This is a genomic window from Methylobacterium terrae (genome assembly GCF_003173755.1).
Lineage (GTDB): Bacteria > Pseudomonadota > Alphaproteobacteria > Rhizobiales > Beijerinckiaceae > Methylobacterium > Methylobacterium terrae.
In genome coordinates this window covers 2351820-2367580 of the sequence record NZ_CP029553.1, presented here as the reverse complement: position 1 = coordinate 2367580, position 15761 = coordinate 2351820, and the positions used below count along the sequence as shown (strand labels likewise).

Below are 15761 nucleotides of genomic sequence, written 5' to 3'. Positions count from 1 at the left end.
GCCCCGCCGATTTCCCGAACCCCGAAGGCCCCCGCATGGACCCGCGCACCCTGTCCGCCCTCAAGGACGCGATCCGCTCGATCCCGGACTATCCGAAGCCCGGCATCGTGTTTCGCGACATCACCACCCTGCTCGGCGACGCCCGCGCCTTCCGGCGCGCCGTGGACGAACTGGTGCATCCCTTCGCGGGCGGCCGGATCGACCAGGTCGCCGGCATCGAGGCGCGGGGCTTCATCCTCGGCGGCGCGGTCGCCCACCAGCTCTCGTCGGGCTTCGTGCCGATCCGCAAGAAGGGCAAGCTGCCCCACACGACGGTCTCGATCGCCTACGCGCTCGAGTATGGTACCGACGAGATGGAGATCCATTCCGACGCGGTGAAGCCCGGCGACCGGGTGATCCTCGTCGACGACCTGATCGCCACCGGCGGCACCGCCACGGCGGCGGTGGAACTGCTGCGCCGGATCGGCGCCGAGGTGGTGGCGGCCTGCTTCGTCATCGACCTGCCGGAGCTCGGCGGCGCCGACCGCCTGCGCGCCCTCGACCTGCCGGTACGCACCCTGATCGAGTTCGAGGGGCATTGAACGAAGAGAAGGCGGGCCTTGCGGGCCCGCCTCCCGAGATCTCGCGATGCTTGGGGCGGCCCTCCTCAGGCCGCCTTGGCCAGGCTCTCGAACAGCCCGCGCCCGTCGGTGCCGCCGACGAGGCCTTCCACGAAGTTCTCCGGGTGCGGCATCAGCCCGAGCACGTTGCGGGCCTCGGAGTAGATGCCGGCGATCGCGTTGAGCGAGCCGTTGCGGTTGGCATCGACCGTGAGCCCCCCGGCCGCGTCGCAGTAGCGGAACGCCACCCGGCCCTCGCCCTCGATCCGCGCGAGCGTCTCGGGATCGGCGAAGTAGTTGCCCTCGCCGTGGGCGATGCAGACGTCGATCACCTGGTGCTGCGCGTAGGCCCGGGTGAAGGCGGTGTCGGCGCGCTCGACCCGCAGGGTCTGCCGGTGGCAGAGGAAGCGGCGGTTGACGTTGCGCATCAGCACGCCCGGCAGGAGGCCGGACTCGCACAGGATCTGGAAGCCGTTGCAGATGCCGAGCACCAGGCCGCCCCGGCGGCGTGCGCCCGCACCGCGTCCATGGCGTGGGCCCGGCCCGCGATGGCGCCGCAGCGCAGGTAGTCGCCGTAGGAGAAGCCCCCGGGCAGGACCGCGAGGTCGGTGCCGGCGGGGAGTTCGGTCTCGGTGTGCCACACCGGGGTCACCTCGGCGCCGGCGAGCCGCAGGGCCCGGGCGACGTCGGCGTCGCGGTTCGAGCCCGGGAAGACGACGATCGCGGCCTTCATCGGGCGATCTCGACGCGGTAGTTCTCGACCACGGTGTTGGCGAGCAGCCGGTCGCAGGCGGCCTTCACGGTCGCCTCGGCGGACGCCTCGTCGGCGGCGTCGACCTCGACCTCGAAGAACTTGCCCTGGCGCACGCCGGCGATGCCGGAGATTCCGAGCGAGCGCAGCGCGCCCTCGATCGCCTTGCCCTGAGGGTCGAGGACGCCGGTCTTCAGGGTGACGGTGACGCGCGCTTTCATCGGCCAGACCTTCGGCAGCGGAGGGCTTGTTCAGGCACCCGATAGTGCGGAACGGGCCTTGAGGCAACGCCGGGGGCGCCTCTGGCGGGGGAGCGCGCCGGCCGCATTGATCTTTGCCGGCGGGATTCTAATACTCGTACGGGCCGGCGGCCATGGCGACAGGGGCGGGCTCGCTTCGCGCGAGGGTGGCGTCGGGTTCAGGGGTGGGTCATGTCGGACGCCGATGACGCGTTCATTCGTCAAGCATTCGACCTGATCGACGGCCTCGACGGCCTCTCGGACCCGCTCGACGTGCAGAAGACGATCTTCGAGCTCGTGGCGCGCTGCGGATTCTCCTACTTCGCGATCACCCGGTTGCCGCAGCCGGGCGAGCGGATCGGCCCCAACCTGCTGCTCAGCGTCTGGCCGGAGGGGTGGCTGTCGCATTACGACCGGGTCGGCCATTACCGCCACGACCCGGTGGTGCGGCACTGCCTGCGCACCACCGAGCCCTTCGCGTGGAACGAGGTGCCGGACGCGCTCGACGCAGACCCCCGGGCCCGCCGGGTGATGGAGGAGGCGCGCGAGCACGGCATGGGCGCGGGCTACTGCGTGCCGATCCACGACGCCCAGGGCTTCCAGGGCGGGATCTCGATGGCCGGGGAGCGGGTCGAGCTGCCGCCCCGGGTGCGCCGCGCCGTCCACCTGCTCGGGCTCTACGCCTGGTCGGCGGCGGCCCGCACCACCGTGCAGCGGCGCAAGCCGGCCGGCCGTCTCCTGAGCGGGCGCGAGCGGGACGTGCTGTCCTTCGCCGCGCAGGGCCGCACCCGCGAGGAGACCGCCGACCTCCTCGGCGTCTCGGTCGAGACCGTCGCGACCCACCTGCGCAACGCCCGCACCAAGATCGGCACCCGCAACACCACCCATACGGTGATCGAGGCCCTGCGCCTGCGCGAGATCACCCTCTAGCACCGACTCCAGCCCGGACCGCCCGAAAGTCTCCTTCGCCCTACCGGTTTTCGGGGATACCGGGACGCTCCCTCATCGGGCCTTATGAGGCCGGACCGAGGGACGTCAGCGCATGATCCGCCTCCACGTCATCGACCGGGCGAGCCGTGGCGCCTACGCGGACGCGCTGGCGCAGCATCACGCCCTGCGGCGCGACGCCTACGAGGCGTGCCGCTGCCGGGCGCTGCGGGCCGTCGACGCCGCCGGGCGCGACCGGTTCGACACCGAGGCGACGCGCTACCTCCTGGCGATCGACGGCGACGGGCGCGTGGCGGGCGGCACCCGGCTCCTGCCCTCCGACCGGCCGACGCTCCTGAGCGAGATCTTCCCCCACCTCGCCGACATCCGCGGCTTCTCGCGCGGGCCCGGTGCCTGGGAATGCACCCGGTTCTTCGCCTCCGCGCGCTACCGCGAGGAGCGGCCGATGTCGCGGGCGGCCGGGATCGTGGCGGCGGGCCTGATCGAGCACTGCCTCGATCAGGGCATCCCGCACCTCAACCTCGTCGCCGAGACCTACTGGATCCCCCAGATGGCGGAGTTCGGGTGGCGCCCGCGGCCGCTGGGCCTGCCGGTCGACTACGCCGGCGTCTCGCTCTGCGCCGTCACGGTCGCGGCGACCGAGGAGGCGCTGGCTGAGACCCGCGCGGCCTACGGCATCGTCGCCTCCGTCCTCGCCCGCCCCCGCCCATCGGACCGCGCCCGGTCCGGTCGCGACCTGACAGCCTGAGGCCGCAGCGATGGCGCAGCACGACGACATTCGCCCCTTCGCCCCGATCGCCCGCCAGGCGGCCCGCCAGGTGGCCCGCCAAGGCTCCCGCCACCTGCGGCCGTCGGGGACGCGCGCACCGGCCGATTGCCTGGCCGAGCACCTGATCGAGGCCTACCGCCACGCGGCGGCGTGCGAGGACCCGGTCGCCCTCGACCTGATCCGGCTCGCGCTGGGCCATGTCGGGCGCACCTACCCGCCCACCGGCATCAATGCCGCCGATGAAGGGCATTGGTCGTGATCCCCGGCGCATCCCGATCCGTTCGGTCCCGCGCCGGAGGCGCGCCGGCCCCTGCCCGAACCCATTCCGCATCCCACCAGGCACGCACCATGGCGCCCGCTTTCCACAATCCCCAGTCGTCGTCCGACCTCTCCCAGGCCGCCCGGGCCGAGATCCAAGCCCTGCGGCTGGCTGCCGGCATCCTCGACCTGCAGCACAGCGCGAGCCCGCAGATCCGCGACCTGCCCTCCGTGCAGGCGATGATCCGCGCCGCCGCGGCGGTGTTCGACGAGCTCGGCTTCGGCGAGGACGGCGAGGCCGAGCGCACGATGTCGTCCTGATGGGATGTGGGGCGGGCGGTCGCCCGCCTCGATCTTTCGGCTACGCCCCCGCTCCGGGCACCCGGGTCGAGCGCGAGTTCAGCTTCCCCAGGCTGGCCGCGAGCGCGGCCGACGCTTCGGACACCGCATCGGCGACGGCGACGAAGCCTCGGTCGCGCAGGGCCGGCACCAGGTCCGCGAGGGCGGCTTCGAGCTGCCGGGTCAGAACGTGCTCGCCGAGGCTCGACAGCGTGCGGTTCGCGACGTCGGCCAGCCTCTCCGCCGTCGGCCTCTCGACGTGGCGCAGGAGGAGCGCGAGCGTCTCGACCGCCCCGGCCAGGGTCTGGGACTGGATCGATTCCGACGCGACCACGATCACGGCCTCCAGCACGTCGGTCGCGAGGGTCGGCGCCGCATCCCGGTAGACGATGCAGGATTCGGCATCGCCCCGGACCTCGACCTCGTCCAGGCTCCACTGCGCGATGATGTCCCGCAGGGCCTGGATGACCGCCAGGCCGGGATTGGGGTTGGACTTCGAGGTCGAGACCGAGGTCCAGGCGATGGTCGAGAGCTGGTGCAGGCCGTAAGCCGGATTGTTCTGGAGATCGCGTCCGTCGTCGTAGGCGAAGGCCGCCAGAGCCGCGCCAGCGATGCGCGCGCATGCCGCCTCGGTCAGGACCGCGCCGGGCCTGGACCGCACCCGGAACACCGGATCGCCCACGGCGCGGTACGTCCCGAGCGTGAGGAGAACCTCGATCTCGACGTCGCCCCGCCCGTGCCGCTCCAAGGCCCCGGCGAGGCGGGCAAGATCGAGGCCGACGACGTATCCGCTCTCCCGCGAGCGGACCGGCGCGTGGTCGATCCAGCCGGGCCGCGTCTCCCGCCGTGTCGCCGCCACCAAGCCGAGATCCGCGCCGCGGGCCTCCAGCACCCTGTCGTGGATGAACTGGATGATCTGCTCCGGACGCATCTGGTCGATCGTGTTGTAGATCATCACGATGATCAGGCAGAGGGCCAGGGTCGTGAGCGCCAGGCTGAGCGTCGCCGCGAAGACCGGCCGATGGAAATCCGTATTGGTGACGAGGGTGATCAGCACGAAGACCGAGAGGCCGACGAAATAGCCGAAGTAGAACTGGTTGGTCCTACGCGCCATGAACTGGTCGGTGACCTGCGCGGTCAGGGCGCTCGCCCCCTGTTGCACGGCGAGGAGCAGGAGCGAGAAGGTGATGGAGGTGACCGTGACGATGCTCGACGCGACGGTCGCGAGCAGGCTCGCCAGGGCCGCACGGTCCCCCATCAGCGCGCCGAGCCAGCGGAAGCCGGCCGGCGACCCGCCGCCGGACCAGGCCCCGTCCGCGCGGTAGATCAGGGCGCTCAGGGCGACGAACCCGACCACCGTCGCGAGCGGCAGCGACAGGAACTGCCGGAACGACCGCCTGATCGCGCTGACGAGGCGGTTCGGGATCGACGTGATGGTCTTCATGCGCGGCGGTCCCCACCGGTCGATCGACGGGCGGGGCACCCTCCGACGGGCCCGGTCCCGAGCGCGGGCGCACGGAGGTCCGAAGCGGCAAGAGCGTCCGGAGAGGCAAGGGCGTCCGGAGAGGATGGACGGCACGGCCTCCTCGTCGAGCCGCGCCGCGTCACGGCCCCGCCCGGTCCGCCGCCAGCCGCTCCGCCCGCGCCTTCTCATCCGGGCTGAGCCCGGCCACCGCCTGGGTCAGCCAGGCGTCGGAGAGCCCCTGCGCCCGGGCGGCCATGTCCCAGGCCGCGGCCTCGACGAGGTTCTTCGCGACGCCGCGGCCGCTGGCGTAGAGGCGGGCGACGCGGTTCTGCGCCACCGCGTTGCCCCGGAAGGCGGCGTGGCGGAAGTAGCGGGCGGCGCGGGCCTCGTCCTTCGCGACGCCCTCGCCGTTGAACAAGAGGATCGAGTACTCGACCTCGCCGGCGAGGTCGCCGTTATCGGCCGCGCGGCGGAACCAGTCGGCCGCCTTGGCCGGGTCCTTCGCCAGACCGCGGCCCTGGAGGTAGAGCACGCCGAGCGCGTGCTGGGCCGGGGCGAGCTCCTGGTGGGCGGCCTGGCGCAGGAGGTCGGCGGCCCGGGCGAGATCCGTCGGCACGCCGGTGCCGAGCAGGATCAGGGCGAGATTGTAGCTCGCGGTGGCGTCGGCCCGGGCGGCGGCCTTCTCCAGGAGGGCGCGACCGGCCGCCTGGTCCTTGGGCACGCCCCGCCCTTCGATCTGCATCATGCCGAGGGTCGCCGCGGCGTGGGGATCGCCGAGATTGGCCGCCAGCCGGTACCACTCGGCCGCCCTCTTGGGATCCTGGCGCACGCCGAGGCCCTGGCTGTAGAGTTCCGCCAGCAGGGTCATGGCGGGAAAATCGGTCTTGTTGGTCTCGAGGCGCTTCGTCGCCTCCTTGAACGCCGTGACGTAGAAGCCGCGCTGGTAGGCCCCGTAGGCGAGGTCGGCGTTCGGGTCCTTGGAGGGCGCCGGCGGCAGCGAGGCGGCGCCCGGCAGGGTCTTGTTGGGCGCGCCGAAGGTCTGGACGCCCGGCAGGGTCGGCGCGGGCGTGATCGGCGTCGCCGGCGCGGGGGTCGCCGGTGCGGATCTGGCCGAGACCGGGCCGGCCGCGAGGCTCGACGCTCCGGCGAGCGCCAGGATCGCGAGGCGGGCTTTGCGCATCCTCACCCCTCCCCGGCCGGACGGTCCTGGATCATCCTCTGGGCCTCGGCCACCGCGGCCTCGCCGCCCTCCCCCGCCCAGAGCGCGGGGTCGAGGCCGATGAACTCGGCCCCCGTCGCGACGAGATCGGGCACCGCCGCGAGGTCGCGGGCGAGCGCGATGCAGGGCGTCTCGAAGATCTCGACCCACCAGGTCAGCCGCGCCACGAGGTCGTCGTGGGGAAGCTTCGCCTCGTCACCGAACAGGACGTAGTCGGCGCCGGACTCGCCGGCCTCCATGGCGGCGTGCTTGGTGCGCAGGCGCCCGACACCCAGGATGCGGCCGTCGCGCAGGCGCTCGCGCAAGGAGCGCAGCGGGCTGTCGCCCGCGTCCTCGTCCTCTTCCTCGTCGTCGGCCCCGGAGGGAGCCTCCGCCTCCGCGACGTCCTCCGCGCCGTAATTCGCCGGCACGTGGACGCCGTCGGCGCCGCTGCGGGAGGCCACGGTGGCGAGGTCGGTGGTGCCGCCCCCGGCGAGCACCAGGGCTGCGCCGGCCTCCTGCACCGCGGGCGCCACCGCCTTGACGGCGTTGACCAGCGCGCGCTCGTCGCCGGGCGGCAGCCGCAGGATCACCGCGGCGACGTCGCCGGCCTTGACCGCGCGCGCGAGACGCTGGCCGAGGTCCGGTCCGGCCTCGGGGGCCGTGAGGAGGATCAGGCGGGTCTGGGGTTCGGCCATCGGGGTCTTCGAGCGAGCCTGTATCGGGGCGGGAAACGCACGGGCGAAAAAAGTGCGAGGCGGACGGCCCTTCGGCCGCCCGCCCTGCTGCATCGGATGATGGGCAGCAATGCGGCGCGGAAAACGAGTCTCCGCGCCGGTCCGCCTTACTCGGCGGCGGCCTTCGACGGGGCGAAGGACGGGTCGAGCTTGCCGGCGGCGTAGCGCTTGGCCATTTCGGAGAGGGCGACCGGACGGATCTTGCCGGCGTGGCCGGCCGTGCCGAACTCCTCGAAGCGCTGCTTGCACAGCTTCGTCATCGCGTCCATCGCCGGCTTCAGGTACTTGCGCGGGTCGAACTCGGCCTTGTTCTCCTGCAGGATCTTGCGGATCTGGCCGGTCATCGCCATCCGGTTGTCGGTGTCGATGTTGATCTTGCGCACGCCGTGCTTGATGCCGCGCTGGATCTCCTCGACCGGCACGCCCCAGGTCGGCTTCATCTCGCCGCCGTACTGGTTGATGATGTCCTGCAGGTCCTGCGGGACCGACGAGGAGCCGTGCATCACCAGGTGGGTGTTGGGCAGGCGGCGGTGGATCTCCTCGATCACGTTCATCGCCAGCACCGCGCCGTCGGGCTTGCGGGTGAACTTGTAGGCGCCGTGCGAGGTGCCCATGGCGACGGCCAGCGCGTCGACCTTGGTGGCCGCCACGAACTTTTCCGCCTCGGCCGGGTCGGTCAGGAGCTGGTCGTGCGACAGGACGCCCTCGGCGCCGTGGCCGTCCTCGGCCTCGCCCTCGCCGCTCTCGAGCGAGCCGAGCACGCCGAGCTCGCCCTCGACCGAGCAGCCGGCCCAGTGCGCCATCTCGGTCACCTTGCGGGTGATCTCGACGTTGTAGGTGTAGTCTGCCGGGGTCTTGCCGTCGCTTTTAAGCGATCCGTCCATCATCACCGAGGTGAAGCCGTACTGGATCGCGGTGGCGCAGGTCGCCTCGTTGTTCCCGTGGTCGAGGTGCATGCAGACCGGGATGTGGGGATAGATCTCGACGAGGCCGTCGATCAGCTTGGCCAGCACCACGTCGTTGGCGTAGGCGCGCGCGCCGCGGCTCGCCTGCAGGATCACCGGCGAGTCGGTGGCGTCGGCCGCCGCCATGATGGCGAGGCCCTGTTCCATGTTGTTGATGTTGAAGGCCGGCACCCCGTAGCCGTGCTCGGCGGCGTGGTCGAGGAGCTGCCTGAGCGTGATGCGCGCCATGTCGAAATCCTCCGGGATCGTCAGTGTTGCCGCATGATAGCGGAAGGGCCGGCGGGCGTCATAACCCTGCCGACCTGAATGGAACCCTCAAGCTTTTTGGCGCAGCGCGTCGACGCCCGGGAGCGGCTTGCCCTCGAGCCACTCGAGGAAGGCGCCGCCGGCGGTCGAGATGTAGGTGAAGTCCTCCGACACGCCGGCATGGTTCAACGCCGCCACCGTGTCGCCGCCGCCCGCCACCGAGACGAGCTTGCCGGCCTTGGTGCGGGAAGCCGCGTGGCGGGCCGCCGCCACCGTGCCCTGGTCGAAGGGCGCGATCTCGAAGGCGCCGACGGGGCCGTTCCACACCAGGGTCCTGGCATCGTCGATCGCCGCCGAGATCCGGTCGACCGACAGGCCCCCGATGTCGAGGATCATGCCGTTGTCGGGAATCGCGTCGACCCCGTAGGTGTGGTGGGGCGCGCCGGCCTTGAACTCCTCGGCCACCACGCCGTCGACCGGCAGGATGATTGCGCAGTTCTTCTCCCGCGCCGCCTCGATGATCGCCTGCGCGGTGCCGGCGAGGTCGCGCTCGCAGAGCGACTTGCCGACGCCGAGGCCGGCGGCGTGCAGGAAGGTGTTGGCCATGCCGCCGCCGATCACCAGGGCGTCGACCTTGGCGACGAGGTTCTTCAGGAGGTCGATCTTGGTCGAGACCTTGGAGCCGCCGACGATCGCCACCACCGGCCGGGCCGGGGCCTCGAGGCCCTTGGTGAGCGCGTCGAGCTCGGCCTGCATCAGGCGCCCGGCATAGGCCGGCAGCACGTGGGCGAGGCCTTCGGTCGAGGCGTGCGCCCGGTGGGCGGCCGAGAAGGCCTCGTTGACGTAGACGTCGCCGTTCGCGGCCAAAGCCTCGACGAAGGCCTTGTCGTTCTTCTCCTCGCCGGCGTGGAAGCGGGTGTTCTCCAGCATCAGGACGTCGCCGTCCTTCAGCGCCGCCACGGCGGCGGCGGCGGTCTCGCCGATGCAATCCTCCGCGAAGGCGACCGGGCGGCCGAGTTCCTTGGCGGTGGCCTCGGCGATCGGGCGCAGGGATTCGGCGGCGACCGGCTTGCCCTTCGGGCGGCCGAAATGCGCGAGCAGGATCACCTTGGCGCCGGCCTCGACGAGTTCGGTGAGGGTCGGCAGCACGCGCTTGATGCGGGTGGCGTCGGTGACGCGGCCCTGGTCCATCGGCACGTTGAAATCGACGCGCACGAGGACGCGCTTGCCCTTCAGGTCGCCGGCATCGTCGAGGGTACGGAAACGGGTCATCGGCGGGGGCACCTTGCAAGCTGGGAATGGCGGGGTATCGGCGCGCGGAAATCAGCGCAGCGGGATCAGGCCCTGGAGGTTGAGGCGCTGCGCCACCAGGGTCAGCGCCACCGTCAGCAACGCGGTGACCAAGGCGGTCAGCATCAGCGCGCCGAGGCCGGGCAGGCCGCGGGTGCGCTCGGACAGGGCCCGGACCTCGGAGCGCAGGGCCGCGAGATCGGACTGGCGGGCGGCCTCGTTCATGCGGGCGCCGGCCGCCTCGACGCGGTCCTCGACCCGGCCGAGCAGCGCCTCGGAGCGGGCGTACTTGTCCTCGATCCGCGAGGCCTTGTCCTCGATGCGGGCGAGCTGGTCCGCCACCTGGCTGGGCAGCGCGACGGCGACCCGGGCGGGGGCATCGGGCTGGGCGGGACCCCCGGGAGGGACGGGATTCGGCGGGACGGGAGCCGGGACGGCGGTCGCCGCGTTCGGCGGCGCGGCGGTCGGGGTCTGCCCCTGCAGCAGGGCGGCGTCGGCGGCGTTCGCGGGGCGTGTGGAGGGCGCGGCGTCGGTCATCGGCGGATCCTCGGGGGCGAATCCTGGAGGTGAGCGGGGGCGGTCCCGCAACGGGCCCGCCCCGAAAACGAAGGCCGGCCCCCGGGAGGGGCCGGCCGGTCGCGTCTGCCGCGTCAGATGAGCTTCGCCATCGCGATGGCGGTGTCGGCCATGCGGTTCGAGAAGCCCCACTCGTTGTCGTACCAGGTCAGCACGCGCACGAAGGTGCCGTCCATGACCTTGGTCTGGTCGATGTGGAAGGTCGAGGAGTGGGGATCGTGGTTGAAGTCGATCGAGACGTTCGGGGCCTCGGTGAAGCCGAGCACGCCCTTGAGCGGGCCGTTCGCCGCCGCCTTGATCGCCTCGTTGATCTCGGCGACCGAGGTGGCGCGCTTGGAATTGAACTTGAAGTCGACGACCGAGACGTTCGGGGTCGGCACGCGGATCGAGGTGCCGTCGAGACGGCCGTTCAGCTCCGGGAGCACCAGGCCGACGGCCTTGGCGGCGCCGGTGGTGGTCGGGATCATCGACAGGGCCGCGGCGCGGGCCCGGTAGAGGTCCTTGTGCATCTGGTCCAGCGACGGCTGGTCGTTGGTGTAGGAGTGGATCGTGGTCATGAAGCCGCGCTCGATGCCGACGGCGTCGTTGAGCACCTTGGCGACCGGGGCGAGGCAGTTGGTGGTGCACGAGGCATTGGAGACCACCAGGTGGTCGGCCGTCAGCTTGTCGTGGTTCACGCCGTAGACGACCGTGAGGTCGGCGCCGTCCGCGGGAGCGGACACGAGGACGCGCTTGGCGCCGGCCTCGAGGTGGAGCTTGGCCTTGTCCTTCGAGGTGAAGATGCCGGTGCACTCCATCGCGATGTCGACGCCGAGCTCGCGGTGGGGCAGCTCGGCCGGGTTCTTGATCGCGGTGACCCGGATGCGCTGGCCGTCGACCACGATGTGGTCGCCCTCGACCGAGACGGTGCCGGGGAACTTGCCGTGGACCGAATCGAAGCGCAGCAGGTGGGCGTTGGTCTCGACCGGGCCGAGATCGTTGATGGCCACGACCTCGATGTCGGTGCGGCCGGCCTCCTTGATGGCGCGCAGGACGTTGCGGCCGATGCGTCCGAAGCCGTTGATGGCGACCTTGACCGTCATGTGTTCTCTCCCTTGGGGAATGGGTGTTCGGGGGTTGCGGGGCGGAGGGAGCCGGGGCGGCTGGGCCCCGCGGCGAGGCGGGCCGCGCGGGATGGGCCGGCGCGGCGCGTGTCGGGGATGATCGAGGAGGGTCGGATCGGGCCGGGGGCCCTCGCTGCGCTCGCCGCCCCGGACGCGCCGGCCGTCCCTTCGGGGACGGCGCTGGCGGGGGGCACGGGAGGCGTCACGGCAGCTCGTATTCCGTCTGTCCGCCGGCGACGGCCGCCTGGCGGGGCGCCGGCTTCCTAACATGGCACCGGGGCGTGTCAAACCCGGGGGCCAGCTTGGGGAAAACCCGGTCGCCCGGGGCGGAAGGCAGGGTCGTCTCCCCGGGCCCGGCGCCCTCGCGGGGTCGTCGAATCGTCGAGAACCGGTCAGCCGCGCCTTAACCATGGCGACGTGTCGGGTGAGAGACCATCGGATCTGTAACCAAAATTGCGCTTGATCGCCCGTAGATCGATCGGCGCAGGTGACGACAACGATGCAGATCGATCTTCCCACCCTCTATTACCTCACCGTCGGGACGCTGCTGGTGGCCGTCGCGATGACGGTGTGGGAGCGCCAGGCCCATCCCCGGCGGGCGCGCGAACTCGGGATCTGGGCCGGCGCCTACCTGGCCTTCGCGGCGGGCTGCCTCGTGGCGATGAACCGCGCGCATTTCCCGGGCTTTGCCGGCTGGGGGGTTGCCAACCTCCTGTTCGTCACGGGCTACCTGATGGTCCTGCACGGCGTCGCCCGGCTCGACGGTCGGGTCGGGCTCCGGCTCCCGGCCGCGCTCCTCGCCCTGCTGGGCCTCCTCTGGCTGACCCTCGGCGTCCGCTACCCGCAGGCCTTCTGGGTCTACGTCGCCTCGGCCCCGATCGCGCTCGCCAGCGGGCTCACGGCCCGGGCGCTCCTGCGCAGCCGCACCGCCCGGAACCTGCGCTCGCGGCCGGTCGTCGTCGCGATCGCGGCCGGGCACGGCGTATTCTACCTGGCGCGCGCGCTCCTCGCCCCGATCCTCGTCGCGGCCTACGGCGAGGCGCTGCTGCCGCTGTTCGGCAAGATCACGATGTACGAGGGCGTGCTCTACTCGGTCGCGATGCCGATGGGCTTGATCGCGCTGGTGCGCGAGGAGGCGCAGGCGGACGCCCTGGCGGCCTCGCGCACCGACTACCTCACCGGCCTCTCCAACCGACACGGCTTCTTCGAGGAGGGCGCGCGGCTGCTCCGGGACCGGGCCCCGGACCGCCCGGCGGCCCTGCTCGCCTTCGACCTCGACCACTTCAAGTCGATCAACGACCGCCACGGCCACGCCGCCGGCGACGGGGTGCTGCGGCTGTTCGCCGACACCGCTCGCCGGATCGCCGGGCCGGACGCCCTGGTCGCCCGGCTCGGCGGCGAGGAGTTCGCCGCCCTGCTGCCGGGGCTCGACATCGCCGCGGCGCGGCGGACGGGCGAGGAGATCGCCCGCCGCTTCGCGGTCGCGGCGGCGCAGGGCGAGGGGCCCGGCATCGCCGCGACCGTCAGCGTCGGCCTCGCGGCGGCGCGGCCCGGCCTCGACGACCTCTCGGTCCTGCTCTCGGCCGCCGACCGCGCGCTCTACCGCGCCAAGGCGGGCGGGCGGAACCGGCTCGAGGTGGCGGCGGCGGCCTGAATCGTCCCCGCACTCCCCAGCACGTCACCACCGTCCGCCGGCACGGCGATTGCGAGGCGCGGTCCTGGCCTTTAGGGTTTCCGCCACGTATTCCCGCGTTCTCAGTCGGCGTTTCTCGTGGTCGGCGTATTCTCGGAGGTGAGCATGACCGCAGCGGTGGAGGAAGCGCTGCGCCGCCTCGAAGCCTCGGTGGCCCTGCTCGAATCCGCGGTGGCGCGCCGGCTCGACGCGGAGCGCAGCCACAGCGACCTCGAGACCGAGCTGGAGATCATGCGCGACGACCGGGCCCGCCTGGCCGCGGAGCTCGACGGGGCGACGGCGCGCCTGTCCGAGATGCAGGCGGTGACCGAGGACGTCGACCACCGCCTCGGCCGGGCCATCGGCACCGTCGAGGACGTGCTCGGCCGCTCGGGCGAGCGGGGCGAGGGCTGAAGTCCCTGGACTGGCGTTTCATGCGTTCGAGGAGGGGGCGATGCCTCAAGTGACGGTCACCATCGCCGGCAAGACCTACCGCATGGCCTGCGGCGAGGGCGAGGAGAGCCACCTCGAGGGGCTGGCCGCGAGCTTCGACGCCCGCATCGGCGACATGCGCAAGGCCTTCGGCGAGATCGGCGACATGCGCCTGCACGTGATGGCGGCGCTGACCCTCGCGGACGAGCTCGCCGAGACCAGGCGCCGGATGGAGGCGATGGAGCGCGAGACCGCGGCCCTGCGGGACTCGACCCAGGCCGGCACCGCCGAGCGCGAGGGCGCCGAGGCGCGCCTGGCCGAGACCGTCCAGCGCACCGCCGAGCGGATCGAGCGCCTGGCGAAGAGGCTGGGATCGGCGCCGGGCGGATCGCAGGGGGGCTGAGCGGAACGCTCATCCGTCCCCGGGGGCCGGCCGTCATCCTACTCGCGACCTCATCCCGAGGTGCTGGGCGATCGAAGATCGCGCAGCCTCGAAGGAGGGCTCCGGAACTCTCTGCGATCCCTGGAGCCCTCCTTTCGAGGCCTCCGCTTCGCTCCGGCACCTCAGGATGAGGTGGAAGGTGGGATGATGGGTTGGGCCGGCCGATGCAGCCGGCCCATTCGACGAAATTCGGGCCGCCTGCCCGTGAGGCGACCCGGTTCTCAGACCCGCCCCGGATAGTTCGGGCTCTCCCGGGTGATCGTCACGTCGTGGACGTGGCTCTCGCGCAGGCCCGCATTGGTGATGCGGATGAACTGCGCCTTCTCCTGCATCTCCGGGATCGACGGGGCGCCGACATAGCCCATGGCGGCGCGAAGCCCGCCGGCGAGCTGGTGCAGCACCGCCGCGACCGGGCCCTTGTAGGGAACCTGGCCCTCGATGCCCTCGGGGACGAGCTTGTGGGTGTCGCTGACCTCGGCCTGGAAGTAGCGGTCGGCCGAGCCGCGCGCCATGGCGCCGACCGAGCCCATGCCGCGGTAGCTCTTGTACGAGCGGCCCTGGTACAGGAACACCTCGCCCGGCGCCTCGTCGGTGCCAGCGAGGAGCGAGCCCAGCATCGCCACCGAGGCCCCGGCGGCGATCGCCTTGGCGAGGTCGCCCGAGTACTTGATGCCGCCGTCGGCGATCACCGGCACGTCGGCCTGGTTGCCGGCCTCGACCGCCTCCATGATGGCGGTGAGCTGGGGCACGCCGACGCCGGCGACGATGCGGGTGGTGCAGATCGAGCCCGGGCCGATGCCGACCTTGATCGCGTCCGCGCCGGCATCGATCAGCGCCTGGGCGCCCTCGCGCGTCGCGACGTTGCCGGCGATGACCTGCACGGCGTTCGACAGGGTCTTCACCCGGCGCACGCTCTCCAGCACCTTGGCCGAGTGGCCGTGGGCGGTGTCGACCACGATCACGTCGCAGCCGGCATCGATCAGGCGCTCGGCCCGCTCGAAGCCGCCCTCCCCCGTCGTGGTCGCGGCGGCGACCCGCAGGCGGCCCTGCTCGTCCTTGACGGCGTTCGGGTAGGCGACCTGCTTCTCGATGTCCTTGACGGTGATGAGGCCGATGCAGCGGTAGTGGTCGTCGACGACGAGCAGCTTCTCGATGCGGAACTGGTGCAGCAGGCGCTTGGCCTCGTCCTGGGTCACGCCCTCGCGCACGGTGATCAGCCGGTCGCGGGTCATCAGCTCGGAGATCGGCTGGCTCTGGTCGGTGGCGAAGCGCGTGTCGCGGTTGGTCAGGATGCCGACGAGCTTGCCGCGCGAGCCGTTGGGGCCGCGCTCGACCACCGGGATGCCCGAGATGCCGTGGTGGCGCATCAGCCCGTAGGCGTCGGCCAGGGTCTCGTCCGGGTGGATGGTGATCGGGTTGAGCACCATGCCGGACTCGTACTTCTTGACGAGGCGGACCTGCTCGGCCTGCTCCGGCGGCTCGAGGTTGCGGTGGATCACCCCGAGGCCGCCGTTCTGCGCCATCGCGATGGCCATCCGGGCCTCGGTCACCGTGTCCATCGCCGAGGCGATGATCGGCATGTTGAGCTTGATCGTGCGGGTGAGCCGCGTGCCCAGGCTCACCTCGGCCGGCATCACCGAGGAGGCGGCGGGACGGAGCAGGACGTCGTCGAAGGTCAGGCCCTCGATGATCGTATCGGTACTGATGCGGGCCATGAACCAACTCCTGGTGC

Annotated in this window: 17 protein-coding genes and 1 pseudogene; 8 read left to right on the top strand and 10 right to left on the bottom strand. The window is 72.0% G+C overall.

From position 1 onward, the window contains the following. Positions 1 to 35 precede the first annotated feature (35 nt). The gene (locus DK419_RS10630) at positions 36 to 581 is read left to right on the top strand and encodes an adenine phosphoribosyltransferase (protein WP_109959051.1); all 546 of its coding nucleotides are present in this window, start codon (positions 36 to 38) and stop codon (positions 579 to 581) included. Positions 582 to 646: 65 nt separating this feature from the next. Here the strand turns inward: DK419_RS10630 and purQ are convergent. Further along, positions 647 to 1332 (bottom strand): annotated as a pseudogene (purQ, locus tag DK419_RS10625) (phosphoribosylformylglycinamidine synthase subunit PurQ). Further along, positions 1329 to 1571 (bottom strand): phosphoribosylformylglycinamidine synthase subunit PurS, encoded by a 243-nt coding sequence (gene purS, locus DK419_RS10620; protein WP_109959050.1) that lies wholly within the window; start codon positions 1569 to 1571, stop codon positions 1329 to 1331. Before purS ends, purQ begins: the two are co-directional and overlap by 4 nt. A 210-nt stretch (positions 1572 to 1781) precedes the next feature. Here purS and DK419_RS10615 point away from each other — a divergent pair, with 210 nt between their 5' ends. The 4 genes from DK419_RS10615 (at position 1782) to DK419_RS10600 (ending at position 3885) form a co-directional block, all read left to right on the top strand. Further along, the gene (locus DK419_RS10615; protein WP_109959049.1) at positions 1782 to 2519 is read left to right on the top strand and encodes a helix-turn-helix transcriptional regulator; all 738 of its coding nucleotides are present in this window, start codon (positions 1782 to 1784) and stop codon (positions 2517 to 2519) included. 112 nt (positions 2520 to 2631) lie between these two features. Then, positions 2632 to 3285, top strand: coding sequence for an acyl-homoserine-lactone synthase (locus tag DK419_RS10610; protein ID WP_109959048.1), 654 nt, complete (start codon positions 2632 to 2634; stop codon positions 3283 to 3285). 10 nt (positions 3286 to 3295) lie between these two features. Continuing rightward, a complete protein-coding gene (locus DK419_RS10605; protein ID WP_109959047.1) occupies positions 3296 to 3565 on the top strand; it encodes a hypothetical protein in 270 nt (89 codons plus the stop codon). An 89-nt stretch (positions 3566 to 3654) separates the two neighbouring features. Then, positions 3655 to 3885 carry a hypothetical protein gene (locus DK419_RS10600; protein ID WP_109959046.1) on the top strand — a complete coding sequence of 77 codons (231 nt, stop codon included), beginning with the start codon at positions 3655 to 3657 and terminating at the stop codon, positions 3883 to 3885. A gap of 40 nt (positions 3886 to 3925) precedes the next feature. On the opposite strand, the gene DK419_RS10595 is transcribed toward DK419_RS10600, so the two are convergent. The 7 genes from DK419_RS10595 to gap form a co-directional block, all read right to left on the bottom strand. Continuing rightward, on the bottom strand, positions 3926 to 5347 hold the full coding sequence (locus tag DK419_RS10595; RefSeq protein WP_162561190.1) for a DUF2254 family protein: 1422 nt from the start codon (positions 5345 to 5347) through the stop codon (positions 3926 to 3928). 160 nt (positions 5348 to 5507) lie between these two features. Then, on the bottom strand, positions 5508 to 6548 hold the full coding sequence (locus tag DK419_RS10590) for a tetratricopeptide repeat protein (RefSeq protein ID WP_109959044.1): 1041 nt from the start codon (positions 6546 to 6548) through the stop codon (positions 5508 to 5510). A gap of 2 nt (positions 6549 to 6550) precedes the next feature. Further along, on the bottom strand, positions 6551 to 7264 hold the full coding sequence (locus tag DK419_RS10585; protein WP_109959043.1) for a thiamine phosphate synthase: 714 nt from the start codon (positions 7262 to 7264) through the stop codon (positions 6551 to 6553). Between the two features lie 146 nt (positions 7265 to 7410). Next, positions 7411 to 8496 (bottom strand): class II fructose-bisphosphate aldolase, encoded by a 1086-nt coding sequence (gene fba / locus DK419_RS10580; RefSeq protein WP_109959042.1) that lies wholly within the window; start codon positions 8494 to 8496, stop codon positions 7411 to 7413. An 87-nt stretch (positions 8497 to 8583) separates the two neighbouring features. Continuing rightward, the gene (locus DK419_RS10575; RefSeq protein WP_109962237.1) at positions 8584 to 9786 is read right to left on the bottom strand and encodes a phosphoglycerate kinase; all 1203 of its coding nucleotides are present in this window, start codon (positions 9784 to 9786) and stop codon (positions 8584 to 8586) included. A 51-nt stretch (positions 9787 to 9837) separates the two neighbouring features. Further along, a complete protein-coding gene (locus DK419_RS10570; RefSeq protein ID WP_245442898.1) occupies positions 9838 to 10341 on the bottom strand; it encodes a hypothetical protein in 504 nt (167 codons plus the stop codon). 113 nt (positions 10342 to 10454) lie between these two features. Further along, the gene (gene gap, locus DK419_RS10565; protein ID WP_109959041.1) at positions 10455 to 11462 is read right to left on the bottom strand and encodes a type I glyceraldehyde-3-phosphate dehydrogenase; all 1008 of its coding nucleotides are present in this window, start codon (positions 11460 to 11462) and stop codon (positions 10455 to 10457) included. A gap of 520 nt (positions 11463 to 11982) precedes the next feature. Here gap and DK419_RS10560 point away from each other — a divergent pair. The 3 genes from DK419_RS10560 (at position 11983) to DK419_RS10550 (ending at position 13990) form a co-directional block, all read left to right on the top strand. Further along, complete coding sequence (locus tag DK419_RS10560) at positions 11983 to 13137, top strand: GGDEF domain-containing protein (RefSeq protein ID WP_109959040.1); 1155 nt, start codon at positions 11983 to 11985, stop codon at positions 13135 to 13137. 144 nt (positions 13138 to 13281) lie between these two features. Continuing rightward, positions 13282 to 13569, top strand: coding sequence for a DUF4164 domain-containing protein (locus tag DK419_RS10555; protein WP_109959039.1), 288 nt, complete (start codon positions 13282 to 13284; stop codon positions 13567 to 13569). 40 nt (positions 13570 to 13609) lie between these two features. Then, positions 13610 to 13990 (top strand): cell division protein ZapA, encoded by a 381-nt coding sequence (locus DK419_RS10550; protein ID WP_109959038.1) that lies wholly within the window; start codon positions 13610 to 13612, stop codon positions 13988 to 13990. A gap of 260 nt (positions 13991 to 14250) precedes the next feature. Here DK419_RS10550 and guaB read toward each other — a convergent pair whose 3' ends face one another. Further along, positions 14251 to 15744: an IMP dehydrogenase gene (gene guaB / locus DK419_RS10545; RefSeq protein ID WP_109959037.1), complete on the bottom strand. Its 1494-nt coding sequence runs from the start codon at positions 15742 to 15744 to the stop codon at positions 14251 to 14253. Between the last annotated feature and the right edge of the window lie 17 nt (positions 15745 to 15761).